The organism is Amycolatopsis coloradensis, from assembly GCF_037997115.1.
In the GTDB taxonomy this organism is placed as follows: domain Bacteria; phylum Actinomycetota; class Actinomycetes; order Mycobacteriales; family Pseudonocardiaceae; genus Amycolatopsis; species Amycolatopsis coloradensis_A.
Map to the genome: position 1 here is coordinate 6,657,423 of NZ_CP150484.1, position 20,331 is coordinate 6,677,753.

A 20,331-nucleotide genomic window follows, 5' to 3' on the forward strand; every position below is an offset into this window, starting at 1 on the left:
TCTCTTCCCTACTCTCAAGGTAGGGAAGGAGGCCTTCACGGACCTGGCTGCGACCTCCGCAGTACACCCAGCCCCCTCATGACGAAGTGACGTTCCCTTCCGCACTGCCACGGACCGTCCCGAAGAGCGGCCGACCGTGGTCCGCCGGGGCAACTATGCTGGCCGAAGGTGCCCCGGCCGCTTGACCTCCCGACCGAACGGTCCTCCTTGCGCCATGCTCGGAGCGACCGTCGCCCGGCCGCGCCGTGGTCCCGCGACGGCCGAGGAGGGAAATGGGAGCGACGGCCGTCACGAGCGCCGGACCGGAGGACGCGCAGGCCGCGTTGGACCGGGTGCTCACCGGGCCCGGCGCGATCTGGGTGGTGCACGGGCCTTCGGGCAGTGGCCGCAGCACCGTTCTCTCCGGTCTCGCCCAGCGCGGCCGCCGCTCCGGTGCCGCCGTGCTGGCCGTGCCCGCCGGCCTTGAGCCCAGGACCGTCCTCCTCCGGCTGACGACCCAGCTGGCCGAGCTGATCACCGTCCTCGACCGCCCCGAGCTGGTCAGCATGCTCAGCGCGGTCGCCTGGCTGCGAACCCGGCTCGAATCGGGTTCCGGCGCCGGACCGCAGACGACGGCCCACGATCTGGTCACCGTCCTCGCCACGCTCGCCCCGCGCGGCCGCATCGTGCTGCTGTTCGACGACTTCGACCTGCTGCCGCCGGAGCTCGCCACCGTGCTCACCCTGGTCGCCGAGGGCGCCCGCGCCACCGGGGCGGTCACCGTCGCGACCGTGACCGGCCGGGGCAGGCGGGACGGTCCGGTCGGCAAGGTGTTCGCCGTGGCCGACTGCACGATCGGTCTCCGGCCGCTGACCGCCGCGGAGACGACGGCACTGCTGCCCGGCTGGACGACCCGTGCCGGGCGGATCGCGAGCGATCCCGCGCTCGTCACGGCGGTGCGCGCCGCGCTCGGACCGCTGTTCGGCAATCCCGGCACGGTCGGCGCGACGGTCGCGGGCCTGCGCGCCACCGGCAGGCTGGCGGTCATCGACGAGCACGTGTGCCTGATCGGCGCGGGAACGCCGATCGTGCTGCCCGGCGGGCATCCCGAGACGCTCCGCCTGCGACGGCTCGGGCCGCGCGCCCGGCGGCTGGCCGCCATCATCGCGGTGCTGGGCGAACAAAGCGCCGTCACCCTCGAAAGACTGCCTTGGCTGGCCTCCGCGGCGGGAATGACGCCGTCCATCGTGGGACAGGCCCTCGACGATCTGGTCCGGGCCGGGATCCTTCGCACCGGCACCGGCACCGGCAGCGGCACCGGTACCGGTACCGACAGCGCGATCGAGTTCGCCGTCCCCGCCCTGGCCGACAGGCTCCGGCTGGAGCACGGCGCGCGCTGGCGCACCGTGCTGCACCGGCGGATCGTCCGGGAGCGGCGATCCGCCGAGATCGCCCCGCATCTCGCGGAGCTTCCGCCGTCGCCGCCGGATCCCGAGGCCGCGAGCCCGCTGCTGGAAGCTGCGGCGAACGCCGACCTGCCAACGGCCCGCCGTTACCGGAGGGCGGCGCTGCGGCTGCTCGCGCCGGCCGACGCCCGCTTCCCCGAAACGCTCCGTGCGCTGCTCGCGGACAGCCTCGCGGCCGGTGAGTACGGCACGCTGGCCGACGACCTCGCCACCGTCGTCGCACCGCGACTCGCCGACGCCGAGCCGTCCGCACGGCTGTCCGTCACCGCGCTGCTGTGCTGGCTGGGTGCTCTCGCCCACGATCAGCGGCTCGCCGAACTCGACGTCGTACGATCGCTGGCCGTCGAGGTCGCCCGCGCCCTCGGCTCGGCTCACGAATGCCACCGCCTGCTGGACGCGGTCAACCGGGCCGACCGGCCGGTGGCCGCCGAGGCGGTCCGGGCGCTCGCGCGTGCCTGCGGCGCCGAGGACGACCGTCTGTTCGCCCTCGGCGCCGGGATCCTGCTCGGCTCGTTGCCCGGCGACGGTGGCAGGCCTGCCGAAGAATGGCTGGTATCGACGGAGATGCCGCCGCACGAGGACGTCGCCGAGGCCGCCGAGGTCCTCGACACGGTCAGCGTGCTGAAGGTCCTGCTGCGCGGCCGGTACCAGCCGCCCTCGACCGGGTTCTCGTGCGACTGGCACGCCGTCCGGCAGGCCTACCGCGAAGGCGAGTGGGACACGGCGCTGTCGCTGGCGCGGCGACTCGAAGGCGACCGCCTGTGGTGGGATCCACCCCGTCGCCACCGGTTCGCGAGTGTGTTCGCCGCGGAGATCTGCGCCCAGCGCGATCAGCCGGAACGAGCGGCGGATTGGTTGCGCCGCTTGCCTTTCCGGACGTCCGTCGACGCCTGTGCCGCCTGGGTCCGCTGCCGGCTGCGCCAAACCGAAGGACGGCACGACGAGGCGGTGGAGCGCGGCTGGCGGGATTACCTCGACTGCCGCGAACGCGGCGTGCGCGCGGGTATGGAACGGCTTCTCGCGCGGCTCCTGTACGGCGCGCGGCGTCAAGGTGACACCGAGACCGTGACCCGTCTGCTGGCCGAATTGGAGAACCTCGCGACCCGATGCCCGACCGCGTCGGTCCAGGAGGCGGCCCTGGTGTGCGGCGGTCTCGTGCGCGGGGACAGGGAATCGGTGCACGCGGGGGTCAAACTGGCCCGGCAGTCCGGCGACGTGTTCCGGATCGCCGAGGCGTGCACGGCGTTCGGCGAGGTGAGCCCGGTTCCCGCGCCGTCGCTGCTGGAAGCGCGCCGGACGCTGGAGCGGCTCGGCGCGGTCGCCGAGCTGGCGTCCGTTTCGGCGCTGCTCGACCGGCACCGCATCGCCGTCTCGCCGGAGCAGGCGGACCGGACCGACCGGGCGGCGCTGGATCCCTTGGAGCGCCACATCGTCGGCCTGATCGCGAGCGGCCACACGAACCGGCAGATCGCGGCCGCGCTGCAGGTCAGCGAGAAACGCGTCGAAGCGCGGCTGACGTCGCTGTTCGAGCGCACCGGCAGTCATTCCCGTGTGGAGCTGGCCGCGGCGTGGCTGCAGGGCCGCCTCGACACGGCGGCGCCCACCGGATCCTGACCGGCATTCACCCCGCCCGGTGGCCCCGCATCGCCGCGGCCAGCTGGGCGCGGCCGGTGATGCCCAGCTTGCGGTACGAACTGGTGAGGTGCTTCTCCACCGCGCGCACCGTGACCTCCAGCAGTTCCGCGATGTCGCGGTTGCGGCGCCCGGACACCGCCAGTTCCACGACGCGCTGCTCGGTCGCGGTCAGCAGGCCGTCCGCCTGATCCGGCGGCTCCCCGGATCCGGTCAGCCAGCTCGCGCCGCATCCGGCCGCCAGGCTCCGGCCCTCCCGCAGCCATTCGCGGGCGTCGGGCCCGGTGGCCCGTTCGCCGAGCAGGACCAGGGTGCGGGCGAGTTCGAGACGATCTCCCGAGCGGGACAGGGTTTCCGCGGCTTCGCGCAGCACCGGGACGGCGTCCTCGTCCCGATCGAGCAGCGTCGCGCGGATCCGCAACGCCCGGCCGACCGAAGACGGCGCGCCCCACGACAACGCCCGCTCGACCTCGCCCTGCGCGACGGCTTCGGCCCGCTTCGGGTCGTCTGTCGCCGCGAGCAGCAGCGCGATCTGGCCGCGCAGCGGCAGCAGCACCCGGTTCCCGAACCGTTCCAGCTGGTGCACGCAGTCGAGGAAGTACTCGGCGGCCGCGGTGTGATTGGCCTCGGTCAGCGCCAGGGTGCCGTAGGCCAAGGACCGCAGCCACGGATCGTGGTCGGCCTCCAGGTTGTCGACGAGCAGCCGCGCGAGCGCCGGATCTCGTTGCTCCATCGCGATTTCGGCCAGCACCCGCATCGCCGTCATGGTGATCCCGACCCGGCTGGGGCCCGCCGAGGCGAGCACCGCCTGCGCGCGGTCGCGGGCGACGCCGAGCAGCCCCGTGGCGGAGGCCACCAGCGCCTGCCCCGCCCAGGCGACCAGCGTCGGGAGGTCGGGGTCGGCGGCGGGGCCGCACGCCGCCGCGAGCCAGGAGTCCACTCCCTCCAGCGAATCCGCCGCCGCCAGCACCAGCACGGTGAGCGGGAACGTGGTGTACATCTGGTCCGGTGAACCGGGTTCCCGCGCCAGCACCTGCCTGGCGAGGTCCACAATGGACTCCCGGGGCGCGACACCCGCGACGGTCATCAGGTACAGCAGGACCGCGACCAGTTCCCGCTGGGCCGAAGACTCCTGCGCGGGTGCGGGACCGAGTTCGGCCAGCCGGTCCGCCGCCGCGTCCCCGGCACCGGGCACTCCTCGTTCGAGGTAGCGAAGCCGGGCTTCCATGCGCAACGCCGCTTCGGCCGCGGCCGGGCCCGGGACCTCCCGCAGTTCCACGAGCACCTGCCGGAGGCGGCGGACATCCGCGGCGAAACGGAGTCCGGCCACCACCGGGAGCAGGCCGAGCGCGAAGGCGCGATCGACCGGATCCCGCATCAGGCCCAATGCCTGATGCAGATGCCGGTGGGCGGCGGGCAGGTCGTAGCCGCGTTCGACGGCGGCGAGATCGACGAGCAGTTCCGCGCGATCGGCGCCCGGATGCGCCAGCGCGTGCCGCAGGTACTGGGCGGCCGTCCGGGGCGACGAGTTCGCCAGCGCGGCACTGGCCGCGGTCCGCAGGACGTCCGCGGCCCACGGCTCGGGTTCGGCGACCGTCGCGAGCAGCTGGCGGCCGATCTGCTCGACCGGCCTTCCGTTGCGGTACAGGACGTTCGCGGCCCGCAGGTGCAACCGGTCCTGTTCATCGGCGCTCAGCTGATCGGCGACGAGATCACCGGCCATCCCGCCGGCGAACCGCAGCAGCCCGTCGGCGGGGGTCTCGACGATGCCCAGCCTCCGCAGCGCCCGCAGCGCCGCGTCGAAGTCCGGGGAATCGAGTCCCGCGAGTTCGGCGAGGACGCCGGCCTCGGTCTCCTCGCCGAGCGCGGCCATCGCCTTGGCCACCGCGCGGACGTCGTCCGGCTGGGCGCGCAGGCAGCGGGTCAGCCGGGCCGCCGCGGGCGAAGGGCGCAACGCGGCGAGTTCGGCCGCGGCCGAGACGACCGGACGCAGACCGTGCCCGAGCATCGTGTTGACCAGCGCGTCCAGCAACATCGGCGAACCACCCGTGCGGGCGAGGCAGGCGTCCGCGAACTCGGCGTCGGGTTCGGCTCCGCAGCGGGCGGTCAGGTAGGCCCGGACGCCGGCGGCCGAGAGCGGGGTGGCGTGGATCGTGCGCGCCGCGGTGCGGGCGATGTCCTTGACCACGATGTCGTCCGCGGAGTCGTCGCCCTCCAGCAGAGTCGCGACGACGAGGACCCGCAGCCTGCTCATCCGTTTGGCCAGATAGGCGAGCCAGCGCGCCGACGCCGCGTCCGCCCATTGGAGATCGTCCACGAGCAGGGCCACCGGGCCGGTGTCGCGCACCATTTCGGTGAACAGTTCCAGCAGTTCGTGCAGCACGAGATGGACGCGGCGCGCGTCGGGCGGGCCGTCGGGGAATTCGCTGTCGGCCCGGACCGCGGTGAGCAGTTCCCCGCGACGGCCCGCCTCCAGCAAGGGTTCCAGCAGCAGCCAGACGACGCCGTGGGCGACTCCGCGCTCCAGCGGTGTCGCCGCCGCCCGGACCACGCGCACTCCCCGCGCGGCGGCCTCCTCCCCCGCCGCGTGCAGCAGGGCGGACCGACCCGCCCCCAGGCCGCCGCGGACGACGACGAACTCGCCCGCCCCGGCACGGGCCTCGGCGACCGCCCCGGCGATCGCGGCCAGCTGATCCGCTCGCTCGATCATCATGACGGCGGCTCAGAGCTCCTTGTCCAGCGCGTCGAACAGCTCGCGCAACTCGGCCCGCCCGGTCACCTCGAGCTGCCGGTAGATCGCGGTGAGCCGCAGCTCGACGGCGCGTTTGCTCACGCCCAGTTCTTCAGCCAGTTCGGCGTTGGAGGCATTCGCGAGCACGCGGCGGACGAGGTCGGTCGCACCGGGCGAGAGCGCCCGCCAGCGCCGGGACGCCGTGCGGTAGGACCGCCGCGGCCGGTCGGACAGCCGTTTCCCGAGGTCCGCGATCCGGGACGTGGCCCACGCGAGCTGATACGCGGTGGCCAGCCGTTCGGCTTCGCGCAGCAGCCGCGGCACGCCGCTGGTCTGGCCGCGGTTGAGCTGGGCGGCCGCGAGCAGCAGGACCGCCTCGACGTAGAGCACCCTGGCCGGCGACTGCTGGAGCGCGTTGACCGCCTGGGTCAGCCGGAACACCGCGTCCTCGGAGCGGACCGCGACACCCGCCCCCAGATGGGTCCGCCCGATCGCGGTGCGCGTGCCCCAGTTCTGCGCCAGCCGCCATTCCTCGCTGATCATCGCGGCCGCGGTGTGCTCGTCGCCGAGCGCCTGCGCCGCGATGGCGACATGCGAACGCCACGGCACCAGGCCCGGGTTCAGCCAGCCCGCCGCGTTCATCCGCCTGCCGCATTCCTGGAACAGGCCCAGCGCCCGGCGGTGGCGTTTCAGGTCCAGTTCCAGGAGCCCGCGCGTGAAAAGCAGATAGGGCGCGGAGTACAGCGGCCCGCCGTCGCCCGCGGCGTCGACGGCGCGCTGGGCGGCTTCGAGATCCCCGCGGGTGAGGGCCGCCGCGATCTGGATCGTGCTCAGCGACGTGGCGACCGTCGATGGCCAGCCGTCCGGTGGGCCGGCGGCGGCGGCTTCGGCGAGCGCGTCCTCGGCGGCCTGCACGCGACCGCGCTGCAGATGGATCCAGGCCTTGCCGGTGAGCCCGAGGGCCACCGGCACGCCCGCCCCGGCCGCGCTCGCGTCCGCGATCATCTCCTCGTACACCGAAAGCGCTTCCAGGACGTCGTCGGTCTGGGTGAAGGTGATGGCCAGCGCCAGCCGCGGCGAGTAGAGGGTGATGGGTTCGCGGGACGGATCCGCCGCGCGCCGGGCCAGCCGCCGGGCGGCTTTGCCGTCGCGGCAGGCGATCGTGGCCAGCCAGGACGCGGCGGCCGCCTGCGCGGGGGTCAGTGCCGCCGGGTCGAGATCCGGCAGTGCGGGGATGCCGAGATGGACGGCGCCCGCGCCGCTCCCGTCGGCCAGCCAGTACAACGCCGCCAGATCCGCGCGGTCCCGATCGACGACCGCGGCCTCGCTCAGGAGGGCCAGCTCGCGCAAGGCGTCTTCCCTGGCGCCTCGCTGCATCATCAGGTCCACAGCGGACAGTCGCGTTCGGACGGTGTCGTCACCGGAAACCCTGGTCGCCCTCGCCAGCCGCAGCCCTCCGGTGAACGGGCACGACGACGCCTCGACGGTCTCGAGTTCCAGCCGCAGCCGCGCCGACATCCCCGGCGGCGCCGGTTCGGCCAGCGCTCTCCGGTAGTAGCGCGCCGCTTCGGCGTGATCCCCGGCTTCGCGGCGGCGCAACGCCGCGGCGTGCAGCGTCTCCAAGGCCCAGGCCTCGCCGACCGGTTGCGAGCCGAGCAGCAGCCCGGCGACGACCTCCTCCGGGGCGGCCCGGCGATGCCCGAGTTCGGCGGCCCGGCGGCGCGTCCCCGCCCGCTCGTCCGCTTCGGTCTCGGCGAGCACCCAGGTGGCCACCTGCGGGTTCATCGGCTCGGCGGGATCGGTCCCGATCAGGCCGGAGTCCGCCAGCACCCGCAGCGCCCGGCCCAGCGGCATCCCGAGCGGCCCGGCGAGCGGCCGCAGGTATGCCTCGTCGAGGGTGCCGATCGCGGCGATCGTCCGGACCAGCGCGGCGAGATCGGACGGCAGCCGGGCGAGCAGGTCGAGCACGGTGTCGCGGCGCACGTCCGCGGTGACGGCGGTGATCTCCGGACCGGCGGACGACCGGGCGAGCACCTCCGCGAGCAGGGCGGGATTCCCCCGCGTGGCCGCGTAGACCTCGGCCACCGGCGGCCGCGGCGCGGGGACCGCGTGCACCAGCCGCCGGACCGCCGCCTCACTCAAGGGCCGTAACCGGACGACATGCCGGTTCTCCCACGGAAGACCGCCGAGCGACAAGGGATCCGCTTCGTCGGCGTCCTGCGGGCCGGAGTGCGCGGCGATGAGCAGCACGGGGGCGTTGCCCCGGCGTCGCTGCAAGGCGGCCAGCCAGGCTTCGGACTGCTCGTCGGCCAGGATGAGATCGTCGACGACCAGCAGGACCGGGCAGCGCCGGGCCGACTCCAGCAGCCGCTGGCAGAGCAGTTCGTGCAGGACCTGCACGTCGGTGCCGTCCGAGAGCGCGGCATGCAGCCACGGGACGTCCGCGAGTTCCGGGATCGGTGCCAGCAACTGGGAAAGGAGCCCGTACGGCAGCTGCGCCTCGGTGGCCGAGCCGCACGCGGTGAACACCTGCAGTCCCCGCTCGGCGGCCAGGGACGCGACCTGGTCCAGCAGCGCCGTGCGCCCGCTGCCCGCCGGGCCGAGCACGGCCGCGGAGCCGCCGTGGCCGTGCTCGAGATCCCCGATCAGGCGAGTGAGCAGACGCAGTTCGGTCTCGCGTTCGACGAGTTCGTCCGCACCGTCGGCTTCGAGCCGCCGGACGGCGCTCACCGGGCACCTTCGAGGACGGCCGGACGCTCTTCGGTCTCCTCCAGCACCACGGCCAGTTCGGTCCGCCCGCTGATCCGCAGCTTCCGGTACACGCTCGTCAGATGTGTCTCGATGGTCCGGACGGTGACGAAGAGCCGTTCCGCGATGACCCGGTTGCTGATCCCGCGTCCGGCGAGCCGGGCGATATGCCGTTCCGCGGGACTCAGTGAGGCGAACGGGGACATCTCGCCCGGGATCCCCGCGTCGGCGGCGGTCCGCTGGGCGCGGCGGAGCAGGAACCGGTCCCCTGTCCGCAGGCTCAGCTCGGCGCAGCGCCGCAACCGGGTGCGCGCGGCGACGGTGTCCCCCGCTTCGACGAGCGCACGGCCGAGGTGGTACTCCGCCAGCGCCTCCTCCAGCCGGGCGGGTGAACCGGCCAGGATGCCCGCCGCCTCTTCGATCAACGCGATCCGGTCGGGGCCGCGGGTGGCGACCGCGGTCGCGAGCCGGGCCATCCCGACCGCCCTCGGGGTGCCCCACCGCAGTGCCGGTCCGGTTCCTTCGGCCGCGAGGTCCGCGGCGGCCTCGAAACGTCCCTCGTCGGCCAGCATGCAGGCGGCCTCGAACCACCACGGCGCCAGCAGGGGGTTGGCGATGCCGACGTCCGCGAGGCTCTCCCCGCAGCGGTTGAAGAGCTTCAGCGCGGCCTCGCGGTCTCCCGCCGCCCAATGCACCCGCGCGTCGACGAGCTGGAACCACGGGCGCATCACCGTGTGCTCCCACAATTGCGGAGAATCCGCTTCCCGCAACAACTTCATCGCCTTCGCGGTCTCGCCCTGCTGCGCCGCGACGGTCGCGTACGCGATCCGCGGGACGACACCGCCGGTCCGGCCTTCGGCGCGACGGCTGAGCGCGTAGGCCTGTCCGGCGTCGGCCGACGCGGTGGCGAGGTCACCGCACCAGTGCCCGAGCAGGCCGCGGAAGGCGAGATATTCGCTGCGCTGGGCCGGCACGAGTTCGATGGCCCTGGTCAGTTCGTCCCTCGCGACGTCGATCTCGTCCGCGAGCAGCAGGGCCAGCACGGCGGAGCTGACGGCCGAATCGTCGGTGGTCGGGGTGTACCCGCGGATCGCGCGCATCGCCCATTCGGCTGCTTCACGCGGCCGGGTGCCGTCGAGTGCGGCGACGACGGCACAGACGGCCAGATGCCTGGCGTCGACGACCGCGTTGTTCGACCGCGGCTGGATCCGGGTGTCGAGTTTCGCCAGGCTGTCGCGGTCTTCGATGCCCACCAGGCACAACAGTCCTTCGAGCTGCCCGCGCAGCTGCTGGTCCATCTCGCCGCCGAGCACGGTCAGCACCCGGTCCAGCACGGTGACGGCGGTCCCGCAGCGGCGGGCGACGAGCGCCGCGCGGCCCAGTTTCACCGCGGCCCTGGCCTGGTCCACCGGATCCTGTTGCAGTTCGAGCGCGCGGCGCAGGAGGTCGAATCCGCTGTCCGGTTCCAGCAGCGCGACCGTCTCGGCGAGTTGAACGGCCAGCCCGGCGTCGGAAGGCCGGGCGGCCGCGGCGGGCCGGAGATAGCGCAGCGCGTCCCAGGGCGCGCCCCGGTCGCAGGCGCAGGTCGCGGCGTCACGCAGCAGGTCGACCATCCAGGTGTCGAGCTCGGCGAGTTCGAGCAGGTGTTCCGCCACCTCCTCCGGTGATCCGGCCGCGTCGCTCAGCAGGATCGCCGCGGTCCGCCGCCACCGGCCCAGTTCGGCGGGTTCGAGAGCGTCGAGCAGTCCTTCCCGCACCGGATCGTGCCGGAAGGAAAGCCCTTCCGCGGCGAGGATGTGCCTGCCCCGGAGCAGCTCGACGGCGGTGCCGGCGGTGCGGGCGGGCACTTTGGCCAGACGGGCGACCAGTGACAGGTCCTGCCCGCCGAGCACCGCGATGGCGGTGGCGACCGCCTTGGCGTAGTCGGGGACGCCGGCGAACAGGGAGCGGATCAGCGCCGCCCCCGCCGCGGCCCCGGCCACGGGAGCGATCCCGGACGCCACCTTGCCCAGTTCGTCGAGCATCTCCCGCAGGAGCAACGGATTCCCGCCGGACTGCTCGACGCAGTGCCGTACGAACGGCTCACCCGGGTCCGACCCGACGGCCTCGCGCGCGAGCGAGGCGACCGCCTCGGCGGGCAGCGGGCCGAGGTCGAGCGCTTCGGTGCCGTACCAGGATTCGAGATCCGCCAGGCGTTCCGCCGCGCCGTCCGGCCCGTCGGCGGCCGACCGGACCAGGATCATCCGCACCGGCAGCCTGGTGGAATGCCGGGCGATCAGGCTCAGCCACCGCACGACCGCTTCGTCACACCAGTGCACGTCGTCGACGGCGAACACGATCGCGGGCCGTCCGGCCGCCCATTCGGCGAAAGCCTCGTACCAGGCGGCGAAGTCGTCCGGGTCCGGGACGCGGGCGCCCGCGCGGCGCAGCTCCGCGAGTAGTTCCCCCGCGACCGCGGCCCCGTCACCCGGAACACCGGTGCCCCGGCAGACGACGGTGTCCGTGAGAGCCGCCAGCGCGGTGTCCAGCAGGCTGGACTTGCCGATACCCGCTTGCCCCCGCACGACGATGACGGAGCCTTCACCGGGCGCACCGGGACTCAGCCGAGCGGCGAGCCAACGGAGCTCGTCGTCACGTCCGGCCAGCGCGCGTCCGGGTCTGTTGGCGTCCCTCATCTCCCGCCTCCCTATCGTCCCATCGGGGCCGTTGCCGTCACACAGAGCGAACAATCGCTTACGTGCTTCCATCTCATCGTGTGATCGTCTTACCGAATAGAGCGTGCAACCTCGATAAGGGTTATCCCTCACTACGGGGACGGCGGGCGCTCAAATGAGCATGACACCCATCAACGGCGGGATTTCGAGCGCGAAGCGGCGCGGGTCGGCGCGCGGACCCGGGGCGATCAAGACCGACAGAAGTCACGACAGAGGGAAACAAGGCATGAACCAGCGACACCATCAAAGTGACCGCCCGGCTGCCAGCTGACTCGCTCGACAGGCTGTCATCCGCTCAAACGAGCGAAATCACCGCGCGGGTCATTACGAATTCTGCCGAAATACGTGCAAACGAAGTGGCCGTTCACTGGGACCGCACCGTGATCGCACGAGCACGTCACGCGATGGCCACCCGCGCGCCAGATCCCGGCGATCAGCTCGCGCGCCGGGACTCCGGCACCCGCGGCGGCCAGGCCGTCGAGTCCAGCAGGCCGGTGGCGAAGGCGCGCGAAACCAGTTCGACCCGGTTGCGCGCCTTGAACTTCCGCTGGAGGCGGGCGACGTGATAGTCGATGCCCTGCCGGCTCAGGTAGAACTTGTCGGCCATCTCCAGACTGGACAGGCCGCTGGCGATCCCCTGAAGGATCTTCGCCTCGATGTCGGTGACCGAGCCGAGGTGTTCGGCGCGGGCGACGGCGGGCGCCGCCTCCGGGAGCATGGTCAGCAGGATCGCCGTACCCGGCGCCCGCATCCGGCCCGCCATGATGGTCAGCCTGTCGGAGCCGCCGGAACCGAGCCCGGTGACACTGCCGCGGAACCGCTGTTCCCAGCCTTCGGCAACCCGGTTCAGCCGGTCGCGTAAATGGTCCGGACCAGTGGTGACCAGCTCGGGGAACGATTCGCCGAGCACGTCGGCGGGACGGCGGCCGAGCAGGCGGAAGAACGCGGCGTTGCCGCTGCCGAGTCGCAAGCCGGCACTGAGCGCCGCGAGCGGCATGTCGGCGACTTCCACGAATTCGCTGATGGTTCCGGGTCGTACGGTACGACCCGCGTCGAAAGCGCGCGTGCCGATCGGGGAAATCGTTCGGATGCCGGCCATGGAAAGCCCCCTTCTGCCTGAGCCAAATGTGTCCACCAAAGCCGTCCCTGCCCAAGACTCGGCAAACACTACGAAGCGGCGATCCACGGGGTCAACGAATTCCGGAGCAGTTCGTGGCCACCGAACCCACCGTGCGGACGGGCCGCACCGAAGGTTCGGTATCGGGGCCTCAGCTGGAGGATCCTCAGCTCAGCGGCCGGTTCGGTGACCGAACCTCGCACCGAGGGGGAGGCGAAGCGAATTCCACGTGAAGAAACTCTCGCGTTTTCGCTCCGTCACGATAGCACCGAATCCGCCGATCCTTAACATTGATTTAAGGTGGGCCCGGATCGCGATTCGCGAAGCGGGTGGCCCGATGATCGGTACACGGCCGTGGCCGCCTGTCGATCGACCGAATGGCCTTCAGCGAAGAAAACGATCGGCCGACCGGAACCGTCTATCCATTGTAGACACAGAGCCGCCACGGGCGTGGTGACACCCGGGGCGGCTCCGCTGGAGAATCAGACGGTTTCGCGCGTGGTCACCGCGTCCTTCTCGGCGGCCAGCGCGGTGCAGGTGCGCACCCAAAGTTCCCAGCCACGCAGCGCCTGGTTGCAGTTCCAGCCGGTCCAGCGGCCCGCCTGCGCGCCCTCGTTGCCGGCGCGGTTGCAGGCGGTTTTGCTGCTCCAGCCCTCACTCACCTTGCGATACGGCGTGCAGGAAGCCGCCGCGACGCCACCCGGCGCCCCGGCCGCGCACGGTTCCGCGGTGCTCGCCATCGCCGATCCCGCGGTCAGCACCGACCCGGCGAGGGTGGCGGCGAGAACGGCACCACGGAGCACGAAGCGTTTGTTCATCGAGTATTCCTTACCGCGAGCAAGACCCCTGCCCACAGTGGCCGATCCGCCGACGAAGATCAACCGCCTTGTGCCGGGCGAGTCACCGTGGTCGTGAGTGGCGATTCGGGTTCTCTTGAAGGGAAGGGCAAACGTGGCGTGATCGACTCCCTGTCACGCGGGCCGTCTTCGCCGACTTCGTGATGAGATCGCCGCCCTGGACGACAGGGTTCCGGACTGACTTGCCGGGGTCGTGAGTGGCAAAGACGGTCAGAGGGGTGTCTTTGTGTCCCTTGAGACAGCGGGGTCACGATCAGCCCGGCAGGCCGGGCCTCCAGCACGCAGCACGCCACATCCGACCTTCCCCTCAAAGAACCCGAATCGCCACTCACGACCACCCGGACCTGCGCAGCTTCCGCAGCCGGGAGAGGTCATTCGCCGGTGACCTGCTCCACCTTGCGCTGCAGCTTGTTCATCCCGCCGAGCCAGCGGTCGGTCTGCGTGGCCCGCGCGGCGTAGTAGTCCGCGACCTCGGGGTGCGGCAGCACCAGGAACCGGTCGGCGGCGATGGCTTCGAACAGCGCGTCCGCTACCTGCTCAGGATGGATCGCCGACGCGCCCATCAGCAGTTCGCCCGCCGGGCCGGTGTTCTCCAGCATCGCCGTCCGCACGCCCTGCGGGCAAATGGCCTGCACGGTGAGCCCGCGGTGCCGATAGGTCGCCGACAGCCATTCGGCGAAGGCGAGCGCGCCGTGTTTGGTCACCGAGTAGGACGCCGAACCGAGACTGGTCAGCAATCCCGCCGCCGACACCGTCGAGATGAAGTGGCCGCGGCCGCGTTCGAGCCACGGCGGCAGGAGCAGCCGCGCCGCGCGCACGTGTGCCATGACGTTGACGTCCCAGATCCGCGCCCAGTCCTCCTCGGGCGCGTCCACGCCGCCCATCGGCGCGATCCCGGCGTTGGCGCAGAAGACGTCGATCTCGCCGAGGGTTTCGCGCGCCGCTTCGATCAGGGACGCGACACCCGCTTCGCTCGCGGCGTCACCGGCGACGGCGGTCCCGCCGATCTCCTTCGCGACCTCGGCCGCGGCCTCCCCGTTCAGATCACCGACGACGACCCGGGCGCCCTCGGCGGCGAACCGGCGGGCGAGGACGGCCCCGATGCCGCCGCCCCCGCCGGTGACGACGACCCCGGAACCGGTGAACGACGCGGTCACAGGCCACCCGCCAGCGTGACGCCGCCATCGAGGACCACCGTCTGCCCGGTGATCCAGCCCGCCTCTTCCGACAGCAGGAACGACACGGCGCTCGCGATGTCCGCCGGAACTCCGAGGCGCTTCATCGGGTACGACTCGGAGACCTCTTCTTCGCGGCCTTCGTACAGCGCGGTCGCGAACTTGGTCTTGACCACGGCCGGCGCGACGGCGTTCACGCGGATCTTCGGGCCCAGTTCGAAGCCGAGCTCCTTGGTGAGCCGGATCAGCGCGGCCTTGCTGACGCCGTACATGCCGATCCCTGGTGAAGCGCCGAGCCCGGCGATGGACGCGACGTTCACCACCGCGCCGCCGTGCTCCCCCATCCACGCGTCCCGTGCCCGGCGGGTCCACGAAAGCGGCGCGAGCACGTTGACGGCGAAGATCTTCGCGGCTGCCCCGGGGTCGATGTCCAGGGTCGGCCCGAACACCGGGTTGATACCGGTGTTGTTGACCAGCATGTCGAGCCTGCCGAAGGTTTCGATGGTCTTGGCGACGGCCTCGTCCTGGTGCGCCTCGTCGTCGGCTTTCCCCGGAACGGCGATGGCGACCGCCTCGCCGCCCAGTTCGGCCACCGCTTCGGCCAGCGGCTCCGGCTTGCGCGCGGTGATGCACACCTTCGCGCCACGCTCGACCAGTTCCTTGGCGATTCCGAGGCCGATCCCCCGGCTGGCGCCGGTGACGATCGCGACGCGATCCTTGAACGAGTTCACTCTTCGATCTCCTCTGTGTTCACTGGCGCGACGCAATCACTAAGCGAGCGCTCACTTACAATGGGAAGGTCCGGAGACGGTGTCAAGCCCGCCATCCGGAACGAGCGTCTGGGAGGATCTGCGGATGACCATGTCGCTGTCGGCCGAGTTGTGGCCCGACGTCCAGCCGGAGACGGCACGGCGGCTGATGCTGGCGGGGGTCGAATCCTTCGCGCGCCGCGGCTATCACGCGACCACCACCCGGGACATCGCCTCGGCGGCGGGGATGAGCCCCGCGGCGCTGTACGTGCACTTCCCGTCCAAGGCCGCCCTGCTGTTCGCGATCTCGAAGTACGGCCACGAGCAAACGCTCTCCCTGGTCGAGAGTGTCGTGGCTCGGGAGACCGACCCGGTCGTGCGGATCCGGCTGCTGGTCGAGGACTTCGTGGCATGGCACGCGCGGAGGCATACCGTGGCCCGCGTCGTGCAGTACGAACTGCACGCGCTGCCCGACGAGGAGTTCGAGATCGTCGCGAAACTGCGCCGCCGCATCGAGCAGGTCGTGCGCGAGGTCATCACCGAAGGCGCCGCGGCGGGCGTGTTCACCGTCGGCGACCCGCACACCGCCGCCCGCGCCGTGCTCTCGCTCGGCGTCGACGTCTCCCGCTGGTACAGCGAGCGAACGCGCCAGACCCCCAAGAAGCTGGGCCAGGAGTACAGCGAGCTGGTGCTGCGCATGCTCGGCACGAAACTCTCCTGACCAGTACTGATCGACCCTTCCCGGCGATACCGCCACCAGAGTGACATACCAACTGGTCGGTATCTAGAATTACCCGTTGAGACGTTGACCACATACTAAGCGGTTGTTAACTTGCCCGGACTGCATCGCCGCAGCAGCGCCGAGCGAAGGGCATCCAGATGGCCGACACCGCACCGAACGCCCCTGAAACCGCCGCCGAACCGACGATCACCGTGTCCCAGCGCAGGAGGGCCGCGACCGCGGCGGCACTCGCCTCCTCGGTCGAGTGGTACGACTACTTCGTCTTCGGGATCGCGGCCGCCCTGGTCTTCGGGAAGACCTTCTTCCCCACCAGCAACGCGGCGGCCGGCGTCCTCGCCTCGTTCGCGACCTTCGCGGTCGGCTTCCTCGCCCGGCCGCTCGGCGGGATCATCGCGGGCAGCCTCGGCGACAAACGCGGCCGGAAACCCGTGCTGGTACTGGCGATCGCGCTGATGGGCGCGGCGACCACGCTGATCGGCCTGCTGCCGACCTACGACACGATCGGCATCGCCGCACCGATCCTCCTGGTCCTGCTCCGGCTCGTGCAGGGGGTCGCCGTCGGCGCCCAGTGGGGTGGCGCGATGCTGCTCGCCACCGAGTACGCGCCGCCCGGCAAACGCGGTCTCTACGGCAGCCTCGTGCAGCTCGGCGTCCCGATCGGGGTGGTGCTGGCGAACACGGTGTTCCTGGTCGCCGCCCAGGTCGCGCCGCCGTCGGATTTCCTCGTCTGGGCGTGGCGGATCCCGTTCCTGGTGGGTGTCCTCGTGCTCGGGCTGGCCTGGTACATGCACGTCAAGATCGACGAAACCCCCGAATACCGTCGTGCGGAAGCGAAACTCGCCGCCGAGGAACGCGGCCGCGCCAAGTCGCCGCTGCGCGACATCCTGCGCGACCACAAGGGCACGGTGCTGCTGGCGGGCGGCTCGTTCATGGTCAACACCGCCACCTTCTACATCCTGCTGAACGGTGTCCTCGACTACGCCACCCGTCACCTGGGGATGTCGCGGACCACCGTGCTCGTCGCGACCCTGCTGATCAGCACGCTGCAGCTGGCGATCATCCCGCTGGCGGCGAAACTGTCCGACCGGATCGGCAGGCTCAAGATCTACACCTTCGGCGCGGTGGGGGTCGCGCTCTGGGCGATCCCGATGTTCCTGTTGATCGACACGGCCTCGCTGCCGCTGTTCGTCGTCGCCTCGTTCGTCGGGTCGCTGTTCCTCGGCATCATGTACGGCCCGCAGGCGGCGCTGTTCGCCGAGCTGTTCACGGCCGAGATGCGCTACACCGGCGCCTCGCTCGGCTACCAGATCAGCGCGGTCGTCGGCGGCGGGCTGGCGCCGTTCATCATGGTGCTGCTGCTGGAATCCACCGGGACCTCGATGTCGGTCTCGCTCTACATCATCGTGCTGGCCCTGATCTCGCTCGGCTCGATCGGTCTGCTCGCCAAACGCGCACGGTCCACTTCGGACTCAGACGACCGCGCGCGCGAAGCGGTCGGCGACCAGCCGTAGCCGCTCCTTGACCTCGTCCGGCGCCTCCTCCACAACGAAGTCGACGTCCCAATGGGCGAGGTAGTAGGGCATCACGGAAAGGTCGTTGGAACCGACCCGGACCCGGCAGGTGCGCTCGTCGATGGCCTCGATCGTCCCGGTGGTCGGGGACACGTATTCGGCGAGCGCGTCCGCCGAGGCGTTCACCCGCAGCACCATCTGGTGCGGATACGGCGAAGACGTGATCCCGCGGGAGACGTACGCCGCGAGGTCCTCGGCGGGCGGTTCCCTCGGCGTGAACCGGAAACTCGTGTCCGGGACGCCGTCGATGCGGTCGACACGGAAGGTCCGCCAGTCGTCCCGGTCGAGGTCGAACGCGACCAGGTACCACCGGCGCCCGGTGTGCACCAGGCGCAACGGCTCGATGTAACGCTCGCTGACGTCACCGTTGTGGCTGCGGTAGCCGAACCGCAGCCGCTGATGGTCACGGCACGCGGACGCGATGACCGTCAGCGCCGCCGCGTCGATGACCGGGACGACGCCGCCGAGCGGGATCATCGCCGTGTTCAGCGCGGTGATCCGATGCCGCAGCCGCGCGGGCAGCACCTGCTCCAGTTTCGTGAGCGCGCGCACCGAGGTCTCCTCGATCCCCGAGACCGTCCCGTTCGCGGCCGTGCGGAGCCCGACGGCGACCGCGACGGCCTCGTCGTCGTCCAGCAGCAGCGGCGGCAACGCGGCCCCCGCGCCGAGCCGGTAGCCGCCCGCGACGCCGGGAGTGGCGTGCACCGGGTAGCCCAGTTCGCGCAGCCGCTCGACGTCGCGCCGGACCGTTCGGACGTCCACCTGCAGCCGGTCGGCCAGATCGGCGCCCGGCCAGTCGCGGCGCGCCTGCAACAAGGAGAGCAGCCTCAGCAGCCGTGCCGACGTGCCCGTGGTCATCGGTTCGCTCGCTTCATGGGAGGAGTGTCGCAGATATTCAGGACAGTTCCGGTCCGCATTGGGCTCGTGAGTGGTAATGACGGTTAGAACCTAGCCACTCACGAGCCGTAAGGTGACCCAGGTGATCGATCCCGCGCGAATGCTGTCCGTCGCCCGTGAAGAGGCCGAACTCGGCAAGTCCGAGGGCGGGGTCCCGATCGGTGCCGCCCTCTTCGACACCGGCGGCGTCCTGCTCGGCCGCGGCCACAACCGCCGGGTCCAGGACGGCGACCCGTCGATGCACGCCGAGACCTCGGCCTTCCGGAACGCGGGCAGGCGGCCGCACTACCGGGACACGATCATGGTCACCACGCTGTCCCCCTGCTGGTACTGCAGCGGGCTGGTGCGCCAGTTCGGCATCGGCCGGGTCGTCATCGGCGAGGCCACCACGTTCGAAGGCGGCCACGGCTGGCTCGAGGAACACGGCGTCGAGATCACCCTGCTCGACGATCCGGCGTGCACCGCGCTGATGACCGAGTTCATCCGGGATCACCCGGACCTGTGGTTCGAAGACATCGGCGTCCCGGCCGAGGACTAGGTTTCGGCCTCGAAGACGACGGTCCGGTTGCGCCCGGCTCCCTTCGCCGCGCGCAGCGCCTGGTCCGCCGCGCCGACGAGCCGGTCGAGCGTCTCGCCGCAGGTGGGATGCGACGACACTCCGATCGAGACGGTCGTCCCCGCGAACGTCCCACCCAGTGAGACGAACGTCGAGGAGATCCGCAGCCGGATGCGTTCGGCGATCGCGTGCGCGTCGAACCGGCTCGTGCCGGGCAGCAGGACCACGAATTCCTCGCCGCCGAACCGGCCGACCAGGTCAGCGGCACGGACCTCGGCGCGCAAGGTGTCCGCCACGGCCCGCAGGACGTCGTCCCCGACGTGCCTGCCGTGCCGGTCGTTGAGCCGGGCGAAATGGTCGAGATCGAGCATCAGCAGCGAAAGATCGGCGCCACGGCCGCGAAGCAGCTCGAACTGGGTGCGGGCACCGTCCAACCAGGACGACGCGGTGAGCAGTCCCGTGCCGGAGTCCGTGCCCGCGTGACCACGCAGCGCACGCATCGTCCCCGCCCGGTGAAGTACCACGAGCGCGCCCGCGAGTACCACGGTGACGAACGGCCAGTCCGCCGCCGACCACGCGAGCAACAGTCCGAACGCGACCATCGCCGCGTCGAAGGCGAATCCCGACGGTTCCGCCCCGAATTCGGCCGCCGGTGCGGCCAAGGCCGCGTCGACGGACAGGAAAACCAGACCGGTCGCGAAGACCAGGGCGAAACTTTCGAAATCCCTTGCCGCGCCGATGAACGGCGGCGCACCCAGCAGTACCGGGGTGATCGAGGCGCCGAGCGCCGAAAGCATGGTCGCGGACGCCGCGAACACCTGCCGGTGCGGGATCCCGCGCCGGATCCGGAACCAGCGATATCCCGCCGAGGCGACGACGAGCACCGCCGCCAGAGCGGGCGGCAGCAGGAGCGCACCCGCGAAAATCCACGCCGCGTCCAGTCCGGCGCCGAGCCGGGTGTCCGCGCGGGACCGCTCGACGGGGCGCGAAAGCTCCGCGCTGAGGACCATTCCGGTTAACAGAGCGGAAAACGGAAGAAACGACGACGGCGCGGGCGGCCGCAGGACGAAGAGGTAGGTGGTGGCGGCGATGGCGGCGAAGTCGACGAGGAGCAGGTACCCGATCAGGCCTCGCCTGGGTAATTCCCACAGGCTCCACGACCCCAGTACCCGCCGCGGCGCGGCGAGCCGGTCTCTCCGGTCGCGGCTTCCGGTCGCCATCAGCGAGTCCCCCACCATTTCGGCAAACTAGCCGGTAATCGCGATGGTGTCGATCCGCTTTCCGGGTCATGCCCCCCTACTAAGGTCGGTCGTTTCCGGCGGGTATTCCGGTGAATTCTTGACAGTCCTCAATGGTCTAGTCCACCGTGAGTAGGCGCACCCTCCCGGTTGATACGC

The 20,331-nt window shown here is 71.5% G+C and carries 13 protein-coding genes; 4 read left to right on the forward strand and 9 right to left on the reverse strand.

From position 1 onward, the window contains the following. The first annotated feature begins 272 nt into the window (after positions 1–272). Positions 273–3,059, forward strand: a complete 2,787-nt coding sequence (locus LCL61_RS30915; protein ID WP_340683036.1) for a LuxR family transcriptional regulator — start codon at positions 273–275, stop codon at positions 3,057–3,059. A 7-nt stretch (positions 3,060–3,066) separates the two neighbouring features. Here LCL61_RS30915 and LCL61_RS30920 read toward each other — a convergent pair whose 3' ends face one another. The 7 genes from LCL61_RS30920 to LCL61_RS30950 all read right to left on the reverse strand — a co-directional run bounded on the left by LCL61_RS30920 (position 3,067) and on the right by LCL61_RS30950 (position 15,150). Then, positions 3,067–5,790 carry an AAA family ATPase gene (locus LCL61_RS30920; RefSeq protein ID WP_340683037.1) on the reverse strand — a complete coding sequence of 908 codons (2,724 nt, stop codon included), beginning with the start codon at positions 5,788–5,790 and terminating at the stop codon, positions 3,067–3,069. A 9-nt stretch (positions 5,791–5,799) separates the two neighbouring features. After that, entirely contained in the window at positions 5,800–8,538 is a 2,739-nt protein-coding gene (locus tag LCL61_RS30925) for an AAA family ATPase (RefSeq protein ID WP_340683038.1), read from the reverse strand. Beyond that, positions 8,535–11,231, reverse strand: a complete 2,697-nt coding sequence (locus LCL61_RS30930) for an AAA family ATPase (RefSeq protein WP_340683039.1) — start codon at positions 11,229–11,231, stop codon at positions 8,535–8,537. The genes LCL61_RS30925 and LCL61_RS30930 overlap by 4 nt, the downstream gene beginning before the upstream one ends. A gap of 472 nt (positions 11,232–11,703) precedes the next feature. Next, positions 11,704–12,369, reverse strand: a complete 666-nt coding sequence (locus LCL61_RS30935; RefSeq protein WP_340683040.1) for a helix-turn-helix transcriptional regulator — start codon at positions 12,367–12,369, stop codon at positions 11,704–11,706. Between the two features lie 500 nt (positions 12,370–12,869). After that, positions 12,870–13,205, reverse strand: coding sequence for a hypothetical protein (locus tag LCL61_RS30940; RefSeq protein ID WP_340683041.1), 336 nt, complete (start codon positions 13,203–13,205; stop codon positions 12,870–12,872). Between the two features lie 410 nt (positions 13,206–13,615). Further along, positions 13,616–14,401, reverse strand: coding sequence for an SDR family oxidoreductase (locus tag LCL61_RS30945; protein WP_340683042.1), 786 nt, complete (start codon positions 14,399–14,401; stop codon positions 13,616–13,618). Then, positions 14,398–15,150, reverse strand: a complete 753-nt coding sequence (locus LCL61_RS30950) for an SDR family oxidoreductase (protein ID WP_340683043.1) — start codon at positions 15,148–15,150, stop codon at positions 14,398–14,400. Before LCL61_RS30950 ends, LCL61_RS30945 begins: the two co-directional genes overlap by 4 nt. Positions 15,151–15,274: 124 nt before the next feature. Here LCL61_RS30950 and LCL61_RS30955 point away from each other — a divergent pair, with 124 nt between their 5' ends. Next, complete coding sequence (locus LCL61_RS30955) at positions 15,275–15,889, forward strand: TetR/AcrR family transcriptional regulator (RefSeq protein WP_340683044.1); 615 nt, start codon at positions 15,275–15,277, stop codon at positions 15,887–15,889. 158 nt (positions 15,890–16,047) lie between these two features. Beyond that, positions 16,048–17,421 carry an MFS transporter gene (locus LCL61_RS30960; protein WP_340683045.1) on the forward strand — a complete coding sequence of 458 codons (1,374 nt, stop codon included), beginning with the start codon at positions 16,048–16,050 and terminating at the stop codon, positions 17,419–17,421. On the opposite strand, the gene LCL61_RS30965 is transcribed toward LCL61_RS30960, so the two are convergent. Next, a complete protein-coding gene (locus tag LCL61_RS30965; RefSeq protein WP_340683046.1) occupies positions 17,380–18,339 on the reverse strand; it encodes a YafY family protein in 960 nt (319 codons plus the stop codon). The genes LCL61_RS30960 and LCL61_RS30965 overlap by 42 nt on opposite strands. Positions 18,340–18,478: 139 nt before the next feature. Between LCL61_RS30965 and LCL61_RS30970 the strand changes: the two genes are divergently transcribed. Continuing rightward, positions 18,479–18,916 (forward strand): nucleoside deaminase, encoded by a 438-nt coding sequence (locus LCL61_RS30970; protein WP_340688717.1) that lies wholly within the window; start codon positions 18,479–18,481, stop codon positions 18,914–18,916. On the opposite strand, the gene LCL61_RS30975 is transcribed toward LCL61_RS30970, so the two are convergent. Then, complete coding sequence (locus LCL61_RS30975; RefSeq protein ID WP_340683047.1) at positions 18,913–20,172, reverse strand: GGDEF domain-containing protein; 1,260 nt, start codon at positions 20,170–20,172, stop codon at positions 18,913–18,915. The genes LCL61_RS30970 and LCL61_RS30975 overlap by 4 nt on opposite strands. Positions 20,173–20,331 lie beyond the last annotated feature (159 nt).